The 21,110-nt window shown below is 41.3% G+C and carries 19 protein-coding genes; 13 read left to right on the top strand and 6 right to left on the bottom strand.

The features are described from left to right. Window positions 1-109 precede the first annotated feature (109 nt). Complete coding sequence (locus LI164_RS10465; protein ID WP_117657344.1) at window positions 110-1,033, bottom strand: cation diffusion facilitator family transporter; 924 nt, start codon at window positions 1,031-1,033, stop codon at window positions 110-112. Window positions 1,034-1,244: 211 nt separating this feature from the next. Between LI164_RS10465 and LI164_RS10460 the strand changes: the two genes are divergently transcribed. Beyond that, window positions 1,245-2,696, top strand: coding sequence for a D-alanyl-D-alanine carboxypeptidase family protein (locus LI164_RS10460; RefSeq protein WP_227087103.1), 1,452 nt, complete (start codon window positions 1,245-1,247; stop codon window positions 2,694-2,696). A 56-nt stretch (window positions 2,697-2,752) separates the two neighbouring features. Then, entirely contained in the window at window positions 2,753-3,115 is a 363-nt protein-coding gene (locus LI164_RS10455) for an Hpt domain-containing protein (protein ID WP_022278709.1), read from the top strand. A 229-nt stretch (window positions 3,116-3,344) separates the two neighbouring features. On the opposite strand, the gene LI164_RS16045 is transcribed toward LI164_RS10455, so the two are convergent. Continuing rightward, on the bottom strand, window positions 3,345-3,485 hold the full coding sequence (locus LI164_RS16045) for a hypothetical protein (protein ID WP_304515608.1): 141 nt from the start codon (window positions 3,483-3,485) through the stop codon (window positions 3,345-3,347). A gap of 525 nt (window positions 3,486-4,010) precedes the next feature. Here LI164_RS16045 and ileS point away from each other — a divergent pair. From ileS to LI164_RS10415, 8 genes are all read left to right on the top strand, one after another. Continuing rightward, entirely contained in the window at window positions 4,011-7,166 is a 3,156-nt protein-coding gene (gene ileS, locus LI164_RS10445) for an isoleucine--tRNA ligase (RefSeq protein ID WP_227087102.1), read from the top strand. An 83-nt stretch (window positions 7,167-7,249) separates the two neighbouring features. Next, window positions 7,250-9,715 (top strand): glycogen/starch/alpha-glucan phosphorylase, encoded by a 2,466-nt coding sequence (locus tag LI164_RS10440; RefSeq protein ID WP_227087101.1) that lies wholly within the window; start codon window positions 7,250-7,252, stop codon window positions 9,713-9,715. A gap of 83 nt (window positions 9,716-9,798) precedes the next feature. After that, window positions 9,799-10,764 carry a SpoIID/LytB domain-containing protein gene (locus LI164_RS10435; RefSeq protein ID WP_173794272.1) on the top strand — a complete coding sequence of 322 codons (966 nt, stop codon included), beginning with the start codon at window positions 9,799-9,801 and terminating at the stop codon, window positions 10,762-10,764. A 159-nt stretch (window positions 10,765-10,923) separates the two neighbouring features. Continuing rightward, complete coding sequence (locus LI164_RS10430) at window positions 10,924-11,823, top strand: murein hydrolase activator EnvC (protein ID WP_227087100.1); 900 nt, start codon at window positions 10,924-10,926, stop codon at window positions 11,821-11,823. Between the two features lie 66 nt (window positions 11,824-11,889). Then, window positions 11,890-12,150, top strand: coding sequence for a GIY-YIG nuclease family protein (locus LI164_RS10425; protein ID WP_005341915.1), 261 nt, complete (start codon window positions 11,890-11,892; stop codon window positions 12,148-12,150). A 116-nt stretch (window positions 12,151-12,266) separates the two neighbouring features. After that, window positions 12,267-12,929, top strand: coding sequence for a hemolysin III family protein (locus LI164_RS10420; protein WP_117657347.1), 663 nt, complete (start codon window positions 12,267-12,269; stop codon window positions 12,927-12,929). A gap of 408 nt (window positions 12,930-13,337) precedes the next feature. After that, a complete protein-coding gene (locus LI164_RS16160) occupies window positions 13,338-13,487 on the top strand; it encodes a hypothetical protein (protein ID WP_319796234.1) in 150 nt (49 codons plus the stop codon). A gap of 14 nt (window positions 13,488-13,501) precedes the next feature. After that, on the top strand, window positions 13,502-14,422 hold the full coding sequence (locus LI164_RS10415) for a PD-(D/E)XK nuclease family transposase (protein ID WP_319796233.1): 921 nt from the start codon (window positions 13,502-13,504) through the stop codon (window positions 14,420-14,422). A 47-nt stretch (window positions 14,423-14,469) separates the two neighbouring features. Here LI164_RS10415 and LI164_RS10410 read toward each other — a convergent pair whose 3' ends face one another. Further along, window positions 14,470-15,558, bottom strand: a complete 1,089-nt coding sequence (locus LI164_RS10410) for a nitronate monooxygenase family protein (protein ID WP_119209945.1) — start codon at window positions 15,556-15,558, stop codon at window positions 14,470-14,472. A gap of 216 nt (window positions 15,559-15,774) precedes the next feature. On the opposite strand from LI164_RS10410, the gene LI164_RS10405 reads away from it, so the two are divergent. Continuing rightward, a complete protein-coding gene (locus LI164_RS10405) occupies window positions 15,775-16,521 on the top strand; it encodes a Tim44-like domain-containing protein (RefSeq protein WP_181975163.1) in 747 nt (248 codons plus the stop codon). 358 nt (window positions 16,522-16,879) lie between these two features. Here LI164_RS10405 and LI164_RS10400 read toward each other — a convergent pair whose 3' ends face one another. Further along, on the bottom strand, window positions 16,880-17,422 hold the full coding sequence (locus LI164_RS10400) for an NADH peroxidase (RefSeq protein WP_005334966.1): 543 nt from the start codon (window positions 17,420-17,422) through the stop codon (window positions 16,880-16,882). Between the two features lie 218 nt (window positions 17,423-17,640). Next, the gene (locus LI164_RS10395) at window positions 17,641-18,051 is read right to left on the bottom strand and encodes a transcriptional repressor (RefSeq protein ID WP_227087099.1); all 411 of its coding nucleotides are present in this window, start codon (window positions 18,049-18,051) and stop codon (window positions 17,641-17,643) included. A gap of 274 nt (window positions 18,052-18,325) precedes the next feature. Here LI164_RS10395 and LI164_RS10390 point away from each other — a divergent pair, with 274 nt between their 5' ends. Next, entirely contained in the window at window positions 18,326-19,237 is a 912-nt protein-coding gene (locus LI164_RS10390; protein WP_005334969.1) for a C40 family peptidase, read from the top strand. A 422-nt stretch (window positions 19,238-19,659) separates the two neighbouring features. Beyond that, window positions 19,660-19,884 (top strand): DUF1858 domain-containing protein, encoded by a 225-nt coding sequence (locus tag LI164_RS10385; RefSeq protein WP_005334971.1) that lies wholly within the window; start codon window positions 19,660-19,662, stop codon window positions 19,882-19,884. A 107-nt stretch (window positions 19,885-19,991) separates the two neighbouring features. On the opposite strand, the gene LI164_RS10380 is transcribed toward LI164_RS10385, so the two are convergent. Beyond that, window positions 19,992-20,792, bottom strand: coding sequence for an adaptor protein MecA (locus LI164_RS10380; protein ID WP_005341884.1), 801 nt, complete (start codon window positions 20,790-20,792; stop codon window positions 19,992-19,994). Between the last annotated feature and the right edge of the window lie 318 nt (window positions 20,793-21,110).

Raw genomic sequence — 21,110 nt, 5'->3', positions numbered from 1 at the left:
AAGTAAAAAACTACTTTTTACACTACTAAAATCCTTAACTTAATGACATTGTTTTCAAAAAAACCCCGTCCCCAACTGGACTTTAACCTGTCCCTTTTTGAATTGTGTTTTATTCTTCTTCAATTCCGGTGAATTCGATATCTGGCAGTAATTCGAAGTAGAAATCTGGATATTTCTGTGCCAGTGCTTTGATGCACTTATCTTGCAGGTGTTTGAATTTTGACAGCGATACGATATCTTTGTCGAATGTGATGTAGACGCTGATCCAGAGTTTTCTTCCGGTTCTTACAATATCGTAGTATAGATTTTTGTGGCCGTAGACACCGATGATTGGTTCTACGGTCTTTTTGATGTCTTCGATTGTTTCTTCCTCTGGTGGAATCAGCATGAGATCGCGGATTCCGGTGATGACTGTGCGGACTGGTGTCTGGATCATAATAACAGACAGAAGGATCGTAATGATTTGATCCAGATATGGTGTTACGCGGTCGAACCATGCGAATGGTATCATAAGTGGCAGTAAAAATGCGAATGCCATGCCGAGGGATATGACGGAGTCGATCTGCCAGCCTTGCAGCTCCATTGTAATGAGTGGAGAATGAAGGTTTTTATTCTTAATTCGCAGATAAATTGTGACAATCACGCTTAAAATACAGGCGAACATTTCAAATCCGGCAATTGTATGAAAGGATACAATGTGTCCTCCGTGCAGCATCAGATGGATATTATTGAAAATCAGTCCAAATGTAACGGCTGCCATGGTGATGCCTTTTACTACAACAAATAGTGTTTCCAGCTGCATATATCCAAATGGATGCTGTTCATTTGACGGGCGGTATAAAAGTGGAATCAGGAACACGGACGGAAGCAGCATAAAAAACTCCACTCCATCGTAGACTGCGTCCAGGAGGACTGCCTGAGAGCCGGTTGCAATTGCCATGACCAGCTCGATTACAACAAAGACTACGTTACCATATAAAGAAACTGACATTACAGATTTTTCTCTTTTTTGTGATTTTTTTCCTACATGCATAAAAATGCTCCTATTCTTGATTTAAGTGCCTTATGTAACGTTACCTATTATCAGTGCAAGGTTATGAAATATTTTCATTATAAGCAATCCTTGTGGAAAATGCAAATACGTGTCATCATCTTGTCTTTTTATGGAGATAATTATAGAATCCAGCAGAAAAATGTGATAAAATAAAAAGACTAAGTAAGAAGAATACCTGGAGGAAATGCCAATGATATCAGGCAAACGAGTCATCGCGGCGATGCTTACGGCACTTATGGCAGTGACGTTTACAGCCAATACTGCGGTGAGTGTATATGCGACAGGGGTAACGGCTACGGAGAATGCACAGACCATAGATGCACAGAGTACAGATGCGCAGGCACTGACACCGGAAGAACAAAAGGCTCAGGAATTGCAGCAGGTCTATGATATGCCGGTGGAATCGAATGGATATAAGGACTGGCCGCAGGGACCTGGGACTTATGGAGAAGCCGGAATTGTTATGGAAGTCGGAACGGGAGCAATTCTGTATGCCAAGAATATAGATGCTCATGAATATCCGGCAAGTATTACGAAAGTATTGACGGCGCTTGTAGCACTGGAAAATGGACAACTGACGGATAATGTGACATTCAGCCACGACAGCGTAGCGTTTTTACAGAGAGGAGATTCTTCCGTCGGATTAAAAGAGGGAAATGTAATCACACTGGATCAGGCAATGCATGCGATGCTTCTGGCATCTGCCAATGAAGCAGCATATGCAATAGGTGAGAGTGTCGGAGTGAATGCCGGTCATGATTACAACTGGTTCATAGAGCAGATGAACAGCCGATGCAAGGAACTGGGCGGTGAGAATTCCAATTTTGCTAATACAAATGGACTGCATGATCCGAATCATTACACATGTGCAAGAGATATGGCGCTGATTGGACGGGAGTTGTTCAAACATCCGGAATTTTTCCAGATTGTACAGACTCTCAATTATACAATTCCAGCTAGCGAGACGACGGAAGAACACGTTTTCCATCAAAAGCATAAAATGCTTCAGCCGTCGAATTCCAATTATTATCCATATACAATAGGTGGAAAGACTGGTTATACATCAGATGCGTTGTCAACGCTGATTACGATGGCGGACAATGGGCAGACTCAGCTGGTGTGTGTGGTACTGAGGACTCACGGAAAGAACATATATCCGGACACCACGAATTTATTTGAATATGCATTTAATAATTTCACAAAAGTAGATGTGACAACCCAGGAGAAATCTGAGGATATTGAAACATTTCTGACAGAAGACGGGCAGAGTGAACCGAATTATGTGATGTTGCCAAATGGTGTGGATTTTACAGCTTTGGATCAGAAAATCACGCAGGATACAGAAGATAGCAGCATAGGAATTGTGACATACAGTTACGATGGTCATGAACTTGGAACTGCAAAGGTGAAGCTTAGCAAATCCTATTTGAAAGCGCATACAGACAGTACTCAGGACGAAAGCAAATCCAGTGGACATGACAACAGTAAAAAACAGACTAAATCCGGGAAACACCTGTCACTTGGAACAACAAAAGGAAAAGTTATTCTGGGGCTGAGCATTCTTTTAGTAATATTGATCATAACATTTATAGCTACGGTGTCCCGCATAAGAAAAAAGAGTAATAAGAGAAAGAAACAGTAAAACACAGTTGCGAATACATAGTAAGGTACAGTATTTGAATTGGGGGAAAGGTCAAAATGGAGTTAAAAGAAGTATACGAGAAAATCGGCGGTGATTATGATGATGTAGTAAGACGTCTGATGGGTGAGAAGCTTGTGAGAAAGTTTCTCCTGAAATTTCTGGATGATAAGAGCTACGCCGATCTTGAGAGAACATTAAGCGAGGGTGATTACAAAGAAGCATTCCGTGCAGCCCATACACTGAAGGGGGTCTGCCAGAACCTGTCACTGACAAGCCTTTATCAGGTGAGCAGCCAGCTTACAGAGGAATTGAGAAATGAAGACACTGCAGTTCCAGGTAATCCGAACATTTCAGATTATATGAGCAAGGTAACAGCAGAGTATCACAAGACAATTGAGGCAATCCAGGAACTTGAGTAAGAAATCCAGCCAACAAGAAATGTGAAGAAAAGGGACAGTAAAAACCAGAAAATAAAATAGCAGAAATAAAATAGAAAAATGAGGATATAAGTTTTGCGGTACAATCACTTATGTCCTCATTTTTTTGTTGCCAAGCATACGACAAAAAGGTCCGGTGGACCTTTTTTAGTGTGTTCGTGGTGAGCATAGTTCCAAAAGCCCGCCTGGACAGGTGATGATCGTGCACAACCTACATTTTTCTTTTCAGCATCTCCTGATTAGTTGCGTATGCCAATGCAGTTTCTGCTGTAAGCAGGGAAGCACGAAGAGCCGTTACATAACTTTCTGTATCTACGTTAATCTCACGCTGGCTGACTATACTCTGGTCCATAGAAACTTTGAGTCATAGAAACTTTGCCTGTAAAAAGGGGCTTAACCCCTTGACGAATCTGTGATAAAACTCGTATAATAAAAAAGTATATGAGATATTTAAAGACGTTGACGAAGACAGTAGGTTATATCCCAACGATACAGAGAATCGGCGATGGTGGGAATCCGGTACAAGTAAGATATAATTGAAGATCACTTCCGAGTTTCAGAGTTTGAACGATCTGTGATATGAGCCAGGGCATCTGCACAGGCATAAGGAACAGAATTCAGTAAGACCTGACGGAGTTCCACCGTTACAGGGAAAGCATATGTCAGTATGTTTAGGTGGTTTATAAACGTAAGTATAAGGCTTTCGTCCTAATCAGGACGGGAGCCTGTTTTATTGTATAAGAAAGTAATATCTTTACAATAAGTTATGTTTAATGGTAAAAAAGGGACACCGCAAAATGCAAAAAGGGACACCCTTAATCAATGATTGGGACGTAGTACTTTGGCAAAATGCTACGTCCCCAACAAGGAGGATATTATGTATAAGAAGGTTTCAACAGACATGAATTTTGTTGACCGGGAGAAGGAAACGGAGAAATTCTGGGAAGACAATCACATTTTTGAGAAGAGTATGGAGGACCGCGAGGGCTGTCCACAGTATATGTTTTATGATGGACCGCCGACTGCGAATGGTAAACCGCATATCGGTCATGTTCTGACACGTGTTATCAAGGATATGATTCCTCGTTACCGTACTATGAAGGGGTATGAAGTCCCGAGAAAGGCCGGATGGGATACTCACGGACTGCCGGTCGAGCTGGAGGTTGAGAAGGCTCTTGGTCTTGACGGAAAGGATCAGATTGAAAAATATGGTGTTGAGCCATTTATCAAAAAGTGTAAAGAGAGTGTGTGGAAATACAAAGGTATGTGGGAGGATTTCTCTAATACTGTAGGTTTCTGGGCTGATATGGATGATCCGTATGTTACTTATCACAACACATTTATTGAGTCTGAGTGGTGGGCACTGAAGAAGATCTGGGATAAAGGACTTCTTTATAAAGGATTTAAGATCGTGCCTTACTGTCCGCGTTGTGGAACTCCGCTGTCTGCACAGGAAGTGGCTCAGGGATACAAAGACGTAAAAGAGCGTTCAGCAATCGTTCGTTTTAAAGTTAAAGACGAGGATGCATATATTCTTGCATGGACAACAACTCCATGGACTTTGCCATCTAACATTGCACTTTGTGTAAATCCGGAAGAGGATTATGCGAAGGTAAAAGCTGCTGACGGATATACTTACTACATGGCTGTTGCCCTTCTTGATACGGTTCTTGGTAAACTTGGCGATGAGGAGAATGGTGTAAAGGCTTATGAAGTTCTTGAGACATACAAAGGTCAGGATCTTGAGTACAAAGAGTATGAGCCGCTTTATCAGTGTGCTTATGACTGCGCCGCAAAGCAGAATAAAAAAGCATTTTATGTAACATGTGATACTTATGTAACATTGACAGATGGTACCGGAGTTGTTCATATCGCTCCTGCATTTGGTGAGGACGATGCGAAAGTCGGACGTAAATATGACATGCCATTTGTTCAGTTAGTAGATGAAAAAGGTGAGATGGGCAAGACAACTCCATTCGCCGGATTATTCGTGAAGAAGGCAGACCCGGAAGTGTTAAAAGACCTGGACGGACGAGGACTTCTTTTCGATGCACCGAAGTTCGAGCACAGCTATCCACACTGCTGGAGATGTGACACGCCGCTTATTTACTACGCTCGTGAGTCATGGTTCATTAAGATGACAGCGGTAAAGGATGATCTGATTGCGAATAATAATACGATCAACTGGATTCCGGAGAGTATCGGTAAAGGACGTTTTGGTGACTGGCTTGAAAATGTTCAGGACTGGGGCATCAGCCGTAACCGTTACTGGGGAACTCCTCTGAATATCTGGGAGTGTGAGTGTGGATGCCAGCATTCGATCGGAAGTATTGAAGAGCTGAAATCTATGTCTGATAACTGCCCGGATGAGATCGAGCTTCACCGTCCATATATTGATAATGTGACGATCAAGTGTCCGAAATGTGGAAAAGAGATGCACCGTGTACCAGAAGTGATCGACTGCTGGTTCGACAGTGGATCCATGCCATTTGCACAGTATCACTATCCATTTGAGAATCAGGAACTGTTCGAGAAACATTTCCCGGCAGACTTCATCTCAGAGGCGGTAGACCAGACTCGTGGATGGTTCTACTCACTGCTTGCGATTTCAACTCTGATCTTCAACAAAGCTCCTTATAAGAACGTTATTGTTCTTGGACATGTTCAGGATGAGAATGGTCAGAAGATGAGTAAGTCCAAGGGAAATGCGGTCGATCCGTTCGATGCACTGGAGAAATATGGAGCAGATGCGATCCGCTGGTATTTCTACATTAACAGTGCGCCGTGGCTGCCGAACCGTTTCCACGGAAAAGCAGTGACAGAGGGACAGCGTAAGTTCATGGGAACTCTGTGGAATACTTATGCATTCTTTGTACTGTATGCGAATATTGATGAATTTGATGCAACAAAATATACATTAGAGTATGAGAAGCTGTCTGTCATGGACAAATGGCTTCTGTCAAAGCTCAACTCTGCGATTAAAGCAGTAGATGAGGATCTGGCAAACTACAAGATCCCGGAGGCTGCAAAGGCACTTCAGAGTTTTGTTGATGACATGAGTAACTGGTATGTAAGACGCAGCCGTGAGCGTTTCTGGGCAAAGGGCATGGAGCAGGATAAGATCAATGCTTACATGACACTTTACACAGCACTGGTAGAGATCTGCAAGACTGCAGCTCCGATGATTCCGTTCATGACAGAAGACATTTACCAGAACCTCGTAAGAAGTATTGATGCAAATGCTCCTGAGAGTATCCACCTGTGTGATTTCCCGAAGGTAAATGAAGCACACATCGACAAAGAGCTTGAGGAGAATATGGACCGTGTTCTGAAACTGGTTGTTATGGGACGTGCCTGCAGAAATACTGCAAATATCAAGAACCGTCAGCCGATCGGACAGATGTATGTCAAAGCTGATTTTGAGCTTTCCGAGTTCTTTGATGCCATCGTTGCCGATGAATTGAATGTGAAAAATGTAACATTTACACAAGAAGTACGTGACTTTACGTCCTATTCTTTTAAACCTCAGCTAAAGACAGTCGGACCCAAATATGGTAAACTGTTAGGGGGAATCAAAAATGTACTCAGCGGACTGGATGGAAATGCTGCTATGGATGAGCTGAATGCAAATGGTTGCCTGAGATTTGAGGTAAATGGTGAAGAAGTAGTCCTGAACCGTGAAGATCTTCTGATCGATACTGCACAGATGGAAGGATATGTATCTGAGGATGACAACGGAATCACAGTTGTTATTGATACGAACTTATCCGAGGAACTTCTGGAAGAGGGATTCGTGCGTGAGATCATCAGCAAAGTACAGACGATGCGTAAGGAAGCTGATTTCGAGGTCATGGATAAGATCGTGATCACATATGAAGGAAGTGAGAAGGCAGAAACTGTATTTGCGAAAAATGCTGATGAGATCGGAGCTGAGACACTGGCTCTGGAGGTGAAAAAAGCGACACCTGCAGGTTATGTGAAAGAGTGGAAGATCAATGGTGAGGCAGTAACTCTTGGAGTAGAGAAGCAATAACAGATGTGAACAGGTCTGCTCCGGCAGACCTGTTCTTTTATCTTACATTTCCTGAAACAAGAGCAAGAAAGGATCAAAACAATATGATTAATCCGAGATTTGAAAAAAAAGCATTTAAGAAAGAAGTAGAACAGAATGTTAAGCAACTGTTCCGAAAAACTGTAGACGAAGTATCTCAGCAGGAGCTTTATCAGGCAGTTTCCTATGTCGTAAAAGATGCAATTATCGATGACTGGATCGCAACTCAGAAGCAGTACGAGAAAGATGATCCGAAAATCGTGTATTACATGTCCATGGAGTTCCTACTTGGAAGAGCTCTTGGCAATAACCTGATCAATATGACGGCATATAAAGAGGTGAAAGAGGCTCTGGAAGAAATGGGTCTGAACCTGAATGAACTTGAGGATCAGGAGCCGGACCCGGCACTTGGAAATGGTGGACTTGGTCGTCTCGCTGCATGTTTCCTAGATTCACTGGCATCTCTTGGCTATGCAGCTTACGGCTGTGGTATCCGCTACCGTTATGGTATGTTCAAGCAGAAGATCAAAGATGGCTATCAGGAAGAAAAACCGGATAACTGGCTGAAGAACGGCAATCCATTCGAACTTCGCAGACCGGAGTATGCAAAGGAAGTACGTTTCGGTGGAAATATCCGTGTAGAGTACGATGATAAGACCGGAGATATCCGTTTTAAACAGGAGAATTATGAGTCTGTTCTGGCAGTTCCGTATGATTATCCGATCGTAGGATATGATAATCATATTGTAAATACACTTCGTATCTGGGACGCAGAACCAATCGTAGATTTCCAGTTAGATTCATTTGACCGTGGTGACTATCACAAAGCGGTAGAGCAGCAGAATCTGGCAAAAACGATCGTAGAGGTCCTGTACCCGAACGATAACCACTATGCAGGAAAGGAACTGAGACTGAAACAGCAGTATTTCTTTGTATCTGCCAGTCTTCAGGCTGCGCTTGAAAAATATAAAAAGAACCATGATGATATCCATAAACTGCCGGAGAAGATGACGATTCAGATGAATGATACACATCCGACGGTAGCAGTTGCCGAGCTTATGAGACTTCTTCTTGATGAGGAAGGACTTGGCTGGGATGAGGCATGGGAGATCACAACAAAGACCTGTGCTTACACGAACCACACTATCATGGCAGAGGCTCTGGAAAAATGGCCAATCGATTTGTTCTCCAGGCTGCTTCCTCGTGTATACCAGATCATCCAGGAGATTGACCGCCGCTTTGTGGCTAAGATCCGTGAGATGTATCCGGGAAATGAAGAGAAAGTAGCAAAGATGCAGATTTTAAGAGATGGTCAGGTAAAGATGGCTCATCTTGCAATCGTAGCCGGATACTCTGTCAATGGAGTTGCAAGACTTCATACAGAAATCCTGAAAAAACAGGAGCTTCGTGATTTCTACGAAATGATGCCGCAGAAATTCAATAATAAGACAAACGGAATTACGCAGAGACGTTTCCTGATGCATGGAAATCCGCTGCTGGCTGACTGGGTAACAGATAAGCTTGGAACAAAGGACTGGATCACAGATCTGTCTCTGATGTCAGGATTGAAAAAATGGGTGGATGATGAGGAAGCTCTGAAGGAATTTATGAGCATCAAGTATGAGAATAAAGTCCGCCTGGCAAAATACATTAAAGAGCACAATGGCATTGAAGTGGATCCAAGATCTATCTTCGATGTACAGGTCAAGAGACTTCACGAGTACAAGAGACAGTTTCTTAACATTTTACATGTGATGTATTTGTACAACGAGATCAAGGAACATCCGGAAATAAGCTTCTATCCGAGAACATTTATCTTCGGAGCAAAAGCTTCTGCAGGATATATCCGTGCAAAACAGATCATCAAACTGATCAATTCCGTTGCGGATGTAGTCAATAACGACCGCAGTATCAACGGCAAACTGAAAGTTGTATTCATCGAAGATTATCGTGTGTCAAATGCTGAGATCATCTTCGCAGCAGCTGATGTAAGCGAGCAGATTTCCACAGCTTCCAAAGAGGCATCAGGAACCGGTAATATGAAGTTCATGCTCAACGGCGCACCGACACTTGGAACGATGGATGGAGCAAATGTGGAGATTGTTGAAGAAGTTGGTGCAGAGAATGCATTTATCTTCGGACTCAGCTCTGACGAGGTCATCAATTACGAGAACAATGGCGGCTACAATCCGATGGATATCTACAATAGTGATGCCGATATCCGACGCGTTGTGAACCAGCTTGTGGATGGAACATATTCACAAGGTGATAAGGAAATGTACCGTGACCTGTATAATTCACTTCTGACAGCTCAAGGTGGAAGCAAAGCCGATACGTATTTCATTCTGAAGGATTTCCGTTCTTATGCGGATACACAGAAGAAGGTTGAAGAAGCTTATCACGACAAAGACAGATGGGCTAAGATGGCACTTCTGAATACTGCAAGCTGTGGAAAATTCTCATCTGACAGAACGATTCAGGAGTATGTGGATGATATCTGGCATCTGGATAAAGTGACAGTAGAAGTTTAGTTCATGCAGAAACAATGCAAAGGCATTCTTGAAGAATAAAAAAGAACGTCTTCTCATATTTTATATGGGAGGGCGTTTTTTATATGAGATTTGCATATTTGAAATATAGATTAAAGAAACTGGGGTGCTATCTTCTGATTATTATATTGCTGCCCTATATTATCACCGTGCTCTTAAGCGGACCGGGAGCTTATGGAGCTTCCAGAGTGGACGAGACTATGGTAAATGTGAAGGCAGACGGGGAAAAGTCCGGCAGTGATGGTGGAAAACAGGAAGATTCTAATGCTGAAAATGTGGATAAAATTCAGATGCCGCTCAGTGAATACTGTATTGGAATTATGGCCAGAGAAATCCCTGCGGTTTATGAGGAGGAAGCTTTAAAAACCCAGGCAGTTCTTGTGCGGACCCAGGTATGTCTGGCGCTTGGCGCAGGGGCAGATACTATATTAGAAGAGAGATACTGGACAAAGAAAGATATGCAGGATTCCTGGGGAGCAGATCAATATTCCAAGTATTATAAGCGGCTTGAGCATGCATGGGAGGAGACCAACGGACAGGTGCTGACTTATGAAAATGCGCTGGCAAAGACACCATTTTGCAGACTCAGTAATGGAAGTACAAGGGATGGACGGGAGGCGCTGGGGAGCGAAGATTATCCGTATCTGAAGATTGTGGACTGTCCGTTAGATATTGAGTCGAAAGAACAAATTCAGACAATTACTATAGACGATATGGATGCAGAAGTGACTGGGGTAGACACTGCAGGATATGTACTTAGCGTCCGGGTTGGAAATGACACCGTGAGTGGAGAAGAATTCCGAACCAATTATCATCTCGCATCAAGCTGCTTTTCTTTTCAGAAATATGACGGAAAGCTGCGGATCACGACCCGGGGTATCGGGCATGGACTGGGCTTAAGCCAGTACACGGCAAATCAAATGGCAAAAGAAGGAAAAAGCATGGAAGAGATACTGGCACATTTTTTCGAAGGGACAGAACTGAAAGAAGGCGTGGAAATCGTGCAGGTGGAAGGCGGAGCAGGAGAGTAGCAAAATTTGTAAAGTCATAATAGTATTGTACAAAAAGCCGAGGCATTCTTGAAATTTCCATATAAGAAAGGCTAGAAAAAGTCAAAGACAATATTTTATATGTAGTTTGTATAGTACCATTACAATCTGGCAAGAATAGAGTCAGAGGTGGTGATGAAAATGAACGATAATAATAAGATGGATCGCGGCAAAGAACATGCCGGTCCGAAAAAAATGACGCCAAGGCAGAAGCAAAAGAGAAATCGTAAGGCGACACTGGCGGCAGTTCTGTGCTTTGTGGCAGCCATAGCAATTGTTGGAACATACACAATGCGGGATTACAAGACAGTGAAAAAAGAAGGGGAGCTCGCAAAAGCACAACTGGAGGAACAGAAGAAAGCACTGGAGGAAGCCAGTCAGGAAGCAAGTGGAAATGCACAGAAAGACAGTGCTTCCGAGTCAGGCACGGATGGTGCCGGAACCGGTGGAAAAGCCGAAAAGAGTGGCTCTGGTGCAGGAACGGCAGGGACTGCAAGCAAAAATGCTGCAACAGCCGGAAACACAGATGGATCCGGAAATAATGGCAACCAGGACGGCAATAGTCAGACTAACGGAAGTCAGCAGGCGGCAAGGACAGCGGGCAGTGCATCTTCCGCAAACTTTACAAGCGACAGCAAGATGATCTGGCCTGTAAGCGGCACGGTGCTTATGAATTACAGCATGGACAAAACAGTTTACTTTGCGACACTAGACCAATACAAGTATAATCCGGCATTGGTTATCAGCGGAGCAGAAGGAGACCAGGTTCTGTGCGGTGCACCGGGAATAATTAAATCCATTGATGTGACCGCACAGACAGGAACAACCGTGACCGTAGACCTTGGAAATGGTTACGAAGTCCTTTACGGACAGTTAAAAGAAGTGCCAGTAAAAGTCGGCGACCAGGTAGAAGCAAAAAGCATTCTCGGCTATATCGGACAGCCGACAAAGTATTACAGCGTGGAAGGATGCAACGTATATATGGAATTACGAAAAGATGGAACACCAGTAAACCCTGTAGATTATATGACAAAAAGATAAAGAATGTGTATAATTGGGGGCGTAGTAAAATGAAGTTTTGCTACGTCCCCAATTAAAGGAGAAATCATGAATTATACATATATTGTGGAGTGTGGGGATGGTAGTCTCTACACTGGCTGGACGAACAATCTGGAAAAAAGAATACAGGCTCATAATGCGGGAAAAGGCGCGAAATATACGAAGAGCCGTCTGCCGGTGAAACTGGTGTATTCGGAAACATTTGCCACGAAGGAAGAGGCAATGAGCCGGGAGTATGCGATTAAGCATATGAAAAGGAAAGAGAAGTTACAATTGATTGAGAATAGAGCTGAAATATTTAATATTTAAGGACTTGCTTTTTTGAAAATAACGGTTATAATATTGATATAAGAACAAGTAGTAATCAAAACTACGTATGGAAATACGAAAGAAGAATATAACATTATTTTCAGGAGGGGTAAGTTATGGCAAAAGTAATAGAAGAACATGTAAAAGATCCGGGAAGTGCGATCACACATTTTATTGGAATGCTGATGGCAATATTTGCAGCAATTCCGTTGCTTATCAAAGCAGCTCATGAGCCTGGCAGGATTTATCTTGTATCTATTGCAGTTTATGCGGTAAGTCTGATCCTGCTTTATGCAGCCAGCACGACATACCATACATTTAACATTTCCAAGAAGGTAAATACGATTCTGAAGAAAATTGACCATATGATGATCAGCGTATTGATTGCCGGAAGTTATACACCAATTTGTCTGTTAGTGCTCGGCGGACGTATGGGATGGATTCTATTGGCAATTGTATGGGGATTCGCAATTGCGGGAATTCTGATAAAGGCGTTTTGGGTATTTTGCCCGAAGTGGGTATCTTCCGTACTTTATATCGGAATGGGGTGGACTTGTGTACTTGCATTTACACAGCTGCTCAACTCCCTGTCACCGGCGGCATTTGGATGGCTTTTAGCAGGCGGAATCATTTATACAGTCGGCGGAGTGATCTATGCACTGAAACTTCCGATTTTTAACAGCAAGCATAAAAATTTTGGAAGCCATGAGATTTTTCATCTGTTCGTGATGGGAGGAAGCCTGTGCCACTTTGTAGTGATGTACGCATTTGTGCTGTAGCAGATGAAGATGAAGGAGCCGTGCAGCAGACATAATTTTCCTGTCAAAACAGCGAGGAAAGCAAAAAATAGCAGAGAATAAGAAACAGTCTGAGAGGAAAACTTTCAGGCTGTTTTTCGTATACGCAGAAAATGTAGTTTCCTGCGTATACGAAAGCTCTCTAGAGACTATAGCAGATGAGAGGGAATCTTATCAAGGATATATTAACGAATTATTAATTATTATTACTAAATGTAAAATACGCTTTATTTTTTGAATAATATATGTTATGCTACGTTCATCTTAGGAGAAAATCTAGTCTCCAGATATTCCCAAAGCCGTTAGGCGTTCATCTCGGTGTTTCGATTTCTGAAACAAATACCCGATATGAAAGAACAGATGACAAAATTATGAAGGAGGGTATAGCCTATGACCAACAAATTACGACAGTATTTTCCAATGATTCATACCAGACAAGAGGTATTAGCTGAAATTGAAGCAAAACCGAAATTAAAACAAGAATTTTATAGCTGGGAAAAAAGTACCGAAAGGAATTTTTGGATTTTTGCACGGGAGTAAAAGGTGTAAAAATTATGTATGATTTTATTAGTAAAGAAATCTTGAATCCGGAAACAGTGCCGGAACGAGTAGAAGAATTACTTTCATTATTGATAGGGCAGCAGGTACATATTAAGGAAGTGCTTCCGAACGATGGAACACGGATTTCGGACGAATCTACGCTTGTGATTATGGATATGGTAGTCGAGTTGGAAGATGGAAGTATTGTAAATCTGGAAGTTCAGAAAATCGGATATAAATTTCCAGGAGCAAGAAGTGCATGTTATTCAGCAGATTTGTTGTTACGTCAATACAAAAAAGTACGAAGTAAAAAAGGAAAGAAATTTAATTATACTGATGTAAAAGATGTATACACGATTGTTCTGTTTGAAAAAAGTCCAACCGAGTTTCATGAATTTCCGGACACATATATTCATTATTTTGAACAACATTCAAATACAGGAATCCAACTGAATCTTTTGCAAAAATATTTATTTATTTCTATTGACATATTTTTAAAATACCAGCAAAATATAGGTATACAACTGGAAACTAGACGAGATGCATGGCTTGCATTTATGGGTTCAGATGATCCGGATATTATTTTGAAGGTTATTGAAAAATATCCGGATTTCAAGGGAATGTATCAGCAAGTCTATGAAATCTGTCAGAATATTGAAGAGGTGATGAGAATGTTCTCGAAAGAATTAGCAGAAATGGATCGGAACACGGCACAGTTAATGATTGACGAGATGCAAGAAGATATAAAACAGAAGGAAGAAATACTTAAGGGACAGGATGATAGAATTAAAGATCAAATTAACAAACTTAAAGAACAGGACGATAGGATCAAAGAACAGGATGATAGGCTCAAAGAACAGGATGATAGGCTCAAAGAGCAGGATCAAGTAATTAGAGAATTAATGAAGAAAATTGAACAGTTAGAAAATAAATAATGAAAACAGGTATCTCCGCTCATTGGCGGAGATGCCTGCTTTGAGACTTAACTTTCAATAAGTGAAGAAAAATCGGTAAGTTCTTCCATCAAATTATGTACGGTAGTCATTTGATGAATTCTGCCAACATTGCTTCCGCAGAAGATAAGCCCATTTTCAATATCACCTTTTACAGCATTGATCAGCGCCTGAGTAATGCAATAAGGAACAGTGCCAGGATTGCACTGGGCAAGGCAGTTATAGCATTTTTTTATTGGCTGACGCTCTCGTTCTATATTCTTGATGAACTCATTGCGAAGTGCTCTGCCCGGCATTCCGACAGGGCTTTGGATTATTTGAATATCCTCTTCTCTGGCATGTATGTAAGCTTGCTTATATGCATCTGATGCGTCACATTCTTCTGTTGCAACAAAACGGCTTGCAATTTGAACACCATCTGCGCCAAGTTCCAATGCGTGGGCAATGTCTGCTGAGTCAAAGATACCACCGGCAACAATGACTGGTATTTTTTTGTTGTATTGTTTTTCATACTCTTTTTTACATTCAATTATATTTTTGATTTCTTCATCATAATTAAGAGAATTAATATCAACAAGTTCTTCCGTAGAAAATCCAAGATGTCCACCTGCTTTTGGACCTTCAATTACAATAAAATCAGCGGTTCTGTCATATCTGTGTGCCCAGCGTTTTAAAATAATCTGTAATGCTCTTTTAGACGATACAATTGGTGCAATCTTTGTACGGCAAGTTTCACTGACAAGAGCCGGAAGTTTCATCGGTAGTCCGGCACCACTGATAATGACATCGGCGCCAGCGGCAACGGCCTCTTTTACGTGTTCTTCATAATGCTTTAGAGCCACCATGATATTTACTCCGATAAGTCCGTTGCCACAGGCGATTTCTTTTGCTTTTTGGATATGTTTCCGTATAGCAAGACGATTACATCCTGCCTGATCTTTCTCGAAGCCTTCCTCGTCATAACCAATCTGGGCAGTGGAAATGATGCCGACTCCGCCTTCTTTTGCTACAGCTCCGGCAAGTTTACTCAGGCTGACACCGACGCCCATGCCACCTTGTATAATTGGGAGTCTGGCAGTCAGATCACCAATTTGAAGATGTTTTAATTTTGTATTCATAATATTTATCCTTTCCAGAATCATTTATGCTTGAAATTAAATAGTTTGAATTTCAAACTATTTAATTATAAAACACAATGTTTTCGATGTCAATATCTTGTAGTAATCTATTCTTTTATATATAGTATTAAATACTATATGCAAAAGGCGAGATTAAACAATAATAACTATGTTACAATAGAATAAAATGTTTCGAATGGATTGATGGAGAAGAAAATGAAAAAACATAAAGTTATATTTAGAATACTGTTAATTGTTATATGTTGCATGTGTTTTACGGTTACAGGATATGCACGGGCCGGTGGCGGAGGTTCCAGTGGAGGATCTGGGGGAGGATCTGGAAGCAGTTCGGGCAGTGGATCGCATAGTCATTATTACGGGCAAGGCGGAAGACGCGGAGGACCGGTTGAAATGATTATCTGGTGGGGCACATTTATTTGTATGGCCGGAGCCGGAACGATAGTATTTCATTATGGAATTCAAAAAGCAAAGCGAAAGAGCCTGCGTTCTATGAAATCATTTGAAAAACCAGGAGAAGAATGGAATCCGAAAAAGATGAAAAAATATGTGAAGCATGCATATTTTGTTATTCAGGAATGTTGGAGGCGTCAGGATACATCTTATGCGGAAAAATACCTGAGCAAAAATCTTATTCAAAATTGGAATTCGAAACTGGGTTGGATGGAAGTAAATCATGAAAAGCCAATACAAGAACGAGTCAGATTTTTAAATGCGGCTCCGGTATTTGCCTTTGATAAAGAAGGCGAAGAACACGATCGGGTGATTTATCTGATTCATGGAAGAATGATTGGATATTATATAAATATCGATACAGGAGAAGTTGTACGTGGAAAAACATCTCCGGAAACATTTTATGAGTATTGGGTATTTATCCGTGAAGATGGAAGATGGGTTCTGGATGAAATCCGGCAGAAAGATGAAGTGGATGTGAAGCGGTTGTAAGGCTGCGCCATGCCATTCGGAATCCGCTGGCGCTACTTCCTCATGTAGGGCTGTCGCCGTATAACTCAACGAGGCTACGCCGAGCCATTCGGAATCCGCTGGCGCTACTTCCTCATGTAGGGCTGTCGCCGCATAAGTTAATAAGGCTGCGCCATGCCCATTCATAGACCTGCGGTCTATTTCATGGACGGCTGTCGCCGTATAAGTCAACGAGGCTGCGCCGAGCCATTCGGAATCCGCTGGCGCTACTTCCTCATGTAGGGCTGTCGCCCAATAAGTCTAAAAAGAAAAGCTGACAGTCTGGTGAATAAATTCCCCATCCTGCCAGCTTTCTTTTTATCCTTGCTCAGCTTGTAGCTTAGCCAAAGTATCTCTTAAGCAGGCCTTCGAATGCTTTTCCGTGACGTGCCTCGTCTCTTGCCATCTCATGTACTGTGTCATGGATTGCGTCAAGGTTAGCTTCTTTTGCTCTTCTTGCGAGGTCGAATTTACCTTCTGTTGCACCGTGCTCAGCATCTACACGCATCTCAAGGTTTTTCTTTGTGCTGTCTGTGACAACTTCACCAAGTAATTCAGCGAATTTTGCAGCGTGCTCAGCTTCTTCATAAGCAGCTTTCTCCCAGTATAAACCAATCTCTGGGTATCCTTCTCTGTGTGCAACTCTTGCCATTGCCAGGTACATTCCTACTTCGGAACACTCTCCTGCGAAGTTTGCACGAAGATCCTCTAAGATATCCTCGCTTACGCCCTGTGCAACGCCTACTACATGCTCAGCAGCCCATGTTCTATCGGCTGACTGCTCTTTGAACTTAGAAGCTGGTGCGTGACAGACTGGACATTCAGCTGGTGCAGCCTCTCCTTCGTAAACATATCCACATACTGTACATACAAATTTTTTCATAATGATAATCTCCTTTTCTTTTTATTAAAATTTTTTGTTGTTCAAGTTAGTTTTGTGATTCAGAGCTTCGTTTGCATTTTTTGTAAATGAATTTATTTTTAAAACTCTAAATCGATATTAGTAATTGTTACTGATATTAAGATAGCATAATTACTTGTCATTGTCAATAATATTTTTTATTAAATTTATCTTTTTGATAAAATAGACTGACAAGCTTGTTATGACTCACGGGATGTTTTCCGTGTGAGACAGTCTTGACAAGTTCCATAGAATAATGTTGCATGTGAATCAATCGTGCCATCAAAATGCTCCTCGGCCAGTTTATTCATGGTATTGATGTGAGCTTCGTCGATATGCAGATCAAATACCCGGTTGCAACAAGTGCATACAACGTGATAGTGTGGGTGAGTATTGCCATCAAATCGGTCCCCACCGTCAGGAGTGGTAATCTTAATTGCTTCGCCCATGTCAGCAAGCAGATTCAGATTCCGGTAAACAGTTCCAAGACTGATACGGGGGAATTCTTCTCTTACATGAAGATATACAGTATCAGCAGTTGGATGCTCAGTTGTATGATCGAGATATTCTTTAATGGATGCTCGCTGTCTGCTGTATTTCAATGTAGCCATGCGATAACCTCCTTGATAATAATAATTGTTACTATAATTAGAATAATAGAAAATGTTCCATTTGTCAACTTTTAATTTATAAATGTAATACTTTTGTAACAATTGATTGTAAAATTTTGTAAAAAAAGTGAAGAAATGGATGTAATATGATGAGAAAAAGTCGGGATAATAGCCTTGACATGGGATTGTTGCGTGATATAATAAACACGTAACATATGTAACAATTCTGTAATATTTACAAAAGATAAGAAAAGAAAACATAAGGAGGGAGTTTATGGATTCGATTCTTAGAAAAGGATTGTTCCTAGTTACCTTGACAGGAGCTATTGGAGTTTTCCCAGCTACGGCATATGCTTCTGATATCGAGGATAATCAAACTATGCCAGGAGTGGGAATTGAGCAGGTGCTGAATGATTGTTATTCTTCACAGAAAGAGATTCAGGTGGAAGATTATCTGGCACCAGAAGATAAGGGTGAGTATTTAGATATGGCTTTTGCAGATGTTGAATCATTTTTATATATAAGAAGTGAACCGACAAAGCAGAGCGAATGGGTGGGTAAATTATATCCCGGTTATGCAGCAAAAATCGTAGGACCAGTTGGAGAATGGACGAAGATTGAATCTGGTTCGGTTACAGGGTATGTGTATTCGCAGTATATAATAATAGGAAGAAATGCTCAACAGAAGGCAGAGGAAGTCGTAGAAGCTTCTGCAAGCGCAGATCCAAAAGAAGCTTTTTCTTATGCAGAATCCAGAGAAGAAGAGGAAGCACGTTTGGCTGCGGAGGCAGAAGAAGCGGCCAGGAAAGCAGAGGAAGAGGCTCAGGCTGTGAGAGAGGCTGCCGGAAGTGGTCAGGCAGTGGTGGATTATGCATGTCAGTTTATCGGCAATCCATATGTCTGGGGAGGCACAAGCCTGACAAATGGAGCTGACTGCTCTGGTTTTGTGCAGTCTGTCTACGCACATTTTGGAGTGAATCTTCCAAGAACATCTTCAGAAATGCGAAGTGCCGGCAGGGGAGTCAGTTATTCGGAAGCACTTCCTGGGGACATCATTTGCTATGATGGACATGTCGGTATTTACATGGGAGACGGACAAATTGTAAATGCAATTAATAGCCGAAAAGGAATCGGGATATTGCCTGCCACGTATAAAGGAATCCTGACAGTAAGAAGATTACTTTAAATTGGTGCATATTGAACAGAAGCATAAAAGAACAGATTAAGTAAGTGAAAAATTGCCGGATGTACAAAATAGACAAAAATGTATAAAAAATTTGATTGCTGAAAAATAGTTAAAAATTTATCCACATTGAGTTATCCAAGTTTTCCACACTAAAAACGTGAAAAAAGGTGGAAAAATACATGATTTCTAAAAGTTTTCCACATTATCCACATAAAAAGGTGTGGAAACTGGGGATAATTCAAGGTAAATAAAAGAACGAATGTTTTGTGGAGTTATGATAAAAATAGTATTTTGTCGAAAAAAATCGGCAAACGTATTGACTTTTAAAAAATCAAATTTTAATGGAAAATTGTCATAAAATGTTTACACAATGGTGAAAAGCAATTATAATAAGAAAACGTAAAAGAAAAGGAGGTGCACACATGGCACGAGTTACAAAGGAAATGACTATGGGAGAACTGCTTCAGACATATTATGAGCAGTGCCCTGAAATTGTAGATGTTCTTACAGGATTAGGAATGCATTGCATCGGATGCCCAAGCTCTATCGGAGAATCACTTGCAGATGCTGCATATGTTCACGGAATTGATTCAGATCTTCTTGTTGAGAAACTGAATGCAACAATTAATGCAAAACTTGGTGAGTAATATTAGATTTGCAGAACAACAGAAAATAGAACAATAAAAAGCGGACTCCAATTGGAATCCGCTTTTTATTGTCAGGCATAAACCTGAATGATTTTTCTTAGTTTTGTTTAAACATTAGCCAGTTGCTGTACTGCATCATTTTCCAGTAGTACTTTGCAATGCTCTCCGAGGAAAGCAATTGTAGCGCCGGAGGTCTTCTCTAATGTACCGTATTCAGATAACATATTACAGAGTCGACTGAAATCCTTTCGTGTATGTTCTGACTGAGTCATCGCAAGGATATAAATATTTTCGGCAGTATCTTTATACAAAGTGTTCGCACCAAAGTACATATTTCCAAGTAATCGTGAGGCCGCAAGGACATTATCCATAGAGGCAAATGAAATCAGACGGATTGCAGGTTTCTTAGGTGCAGCGTCTTTTGGTATTTCATTCTCCAAAGCTTCAGTTTCAGGATCATCTAGAGATTCTGATGAAGAGCTGACTGGATTTTCCGGTTTGGAAGAACTTTGTGCAGCATTAATCTTCTCTTTGACTTTGCCAAGCAGATCAAGAAGAGATTCAGCACCTTCCAGTTTGTCCGGGAGTCCCTGACGGGAAGAATCTCCATCCTGCCCCGGAAGAGGTGCGAATTTCGAAAAACGCGTGTCGAGTTCCTCTGGATCCTCGACTTTAGTAATGATCAGCACGATTGAATCTGAGGAAGAAGGGATTGCCTCAATCATCAATGGCATATTCTCTGCTTCAAAACCAAATTCCTGTGCTGCCTGTTGCATCATATCGTGGAAAAGTGATCTCGCTTTTTCTGTACCATAAGCCAGTTCGCTGAGTTGGAGCTGACGTTCGGCCAGATCTGCGCGTGTTAATGTACAGCGTATCTGATTGTCACTTAATTTTTCAATCTTCATATTTATCACTTCCTTTCACATAGTATAGCATAGAAAAAGTTTTTTGTTCAATAAAATAAATATAAAATCAAAAAAGTGCTTGCTTTTAAAAAGAGTATCCATTATAATGACCGTACTAGAAAATAGTTTTCCCTGGTAACTATATTTTTAGAACATATTTCTTAAAAAGTAATTCTTAACAGTATCTAGCCAATCAGAATAAGAATTCGAGAAATAGCGCGAATTCCGCGCAAAGATTCAAGAGTAATAACAATCAGATAAAAACAACAATCAGAAAAAATCAGATAACAATTAGAGTACAATCAAATAACAATTAAA

This window comes from Dorea sp. 210702-DFI.3.125 (assembly GCF_020560945.1).
Taxonomy (GTDB): domain Bacteria; phylum Bacillota; class Clostridia; order Lachnospirales; family Lachnospiraceae; genus Dorea; species Dorea formicigenerans.
This window is presented reverse-complemented; position numbering and strand designations above follow the sequence as displayed.

Excerpts from the sequence above, each read along its gene's own strand:
- LI164_RS10460 (WP_227087103.1), top strand. The coding sequence starts at position 1,245 with ATGATATCAGGCAAACGAGTCATCGCGGCGATGCTTACGGCACTTATG.
- LI164_RS10420 (WP_117657347.1), top strand. The coding sequence starts at position 12,267 with ATGGCAAAAGTAATAGAAGAACATGTAAAAGATCCGGGAAGTGCGATC.
- LI164_RS16045 (WP_304515608.1), bottom strand. The coding sequence starts at position 3,485 with ATGGACCAGAGTATAGTCAGCCAGCGTGAGATTAACGTAGATACAGAA.
- LI164_RS10380 (WP_005341884.1), bottom strand. The coding sequence starts at position 20,792 with ATGAAGATTGAAAAATTAAGTGACAATCAGATACGCTGTACATTAACA.
- LI164_RS10455 (WP_022278709.1), top strand. The coding sequence starts at position 2,753 with ATGGAGTTAAAAGAAGTATACGAGAAAATCGGCGGTGATTATGATGAT.
- LI164_RS10435 (WP_173794272.1), top strand. The coding sequence starts at position 9,799 with ATGAGATTTGCATATTTGAAATATAGATTAAAGAAACTGGGGTGCTAT.
- LI164_RS10425 (WP_005341915.1), top strand. The coding sequence starts at position 11,890 with ATGAATTATACATATATTGTGGAGTGTGGGGATGGTAGTCTCTACACT.
- ileS (WP_227087102.1), top strand. The coding sequence starts at position 4,011 with ATGTATAAGAAGGTTTCAACAGACATGAATTTTGTTGACCGGGAGAAG.
- LI164_RS10415 (WP_319796233.1), top strand. The coding sequence starts at position 13,502 with ATGTATGATTTTATTAGTAAAGAAATCTTGAATCCGGAAACAGTGCCG.
- LI164_RS10440 (WP_227087101.1), top strand. The coding sequence starts at position 7,250 with ATGATTAATCCGAGATTTGAAAAAAAAGCATTTAAGAAAGAAGTAGAA.
- LI164_RS10385 (WP_005334971.1), top strand. The coding sequence starts at position 19,660 with ATGGCACGAGTTACAAAGGAAATGACTATGGGAGAACTGCTTCAGACA.
- LI164_RS10405 (WP_181975163.1), top strand. The coding sequence starts at position 15,775 with ATGAAAAAACATAAAGTTATATTTAGAATACTGTTAATTGTTATATGT.
- LI164_RS10400 (WP_005334966.1), bottom strand. The coding sequence starts at position 17,422 with ATGAAAAAATTTGTATGTACAGTATGTGGATATGTTTACGAAGGAGAG.
- LI164_RS10390 (WP_005334969.1), top strand. The coding sequence starts at position 18,326 with ATGGATTCGATTCTTAGAAAAGGATTGTTCCTAGTTACCTTGACAGGA.
- LI164_RS10395 (WP_227087099.1), bottom strand. The coding sequence starts at position 18,051 with ATGGCTACATTGAAATACAGCAGACAGCGAGCATCCATTAAAGAATAT.
- LI164_RS16160 (WP_319796234.1), top strand. The coding sequence starts at position 13,338 with ATGACCAACAAATTACGACAGTATTTTCCAATGATTCATACCAGACAA.
- LI164_RS10410 (WP_119209945.1), bottom strand. The coding sequence starts at position 15,558 with ATGAATACAAAATTAAAACATCTTCAAATTGGTGATCTGACTGCCAGA.
- LI164_RS10430 (WP_227087100.1), top strand. The coding sequence starts at position 10,924 with ATGAACGATAATAATAAGATGGATCGCGGCAAAGAACATGCCGGTCCG.
- LI164_RS10465 (WP_117657344.1), bottom strand. The coding sequence starts at position 1,033 with ATGCATGTAGGAAAAAAATCACAAAAAAGAGAAAAATCTGTAATGTCA.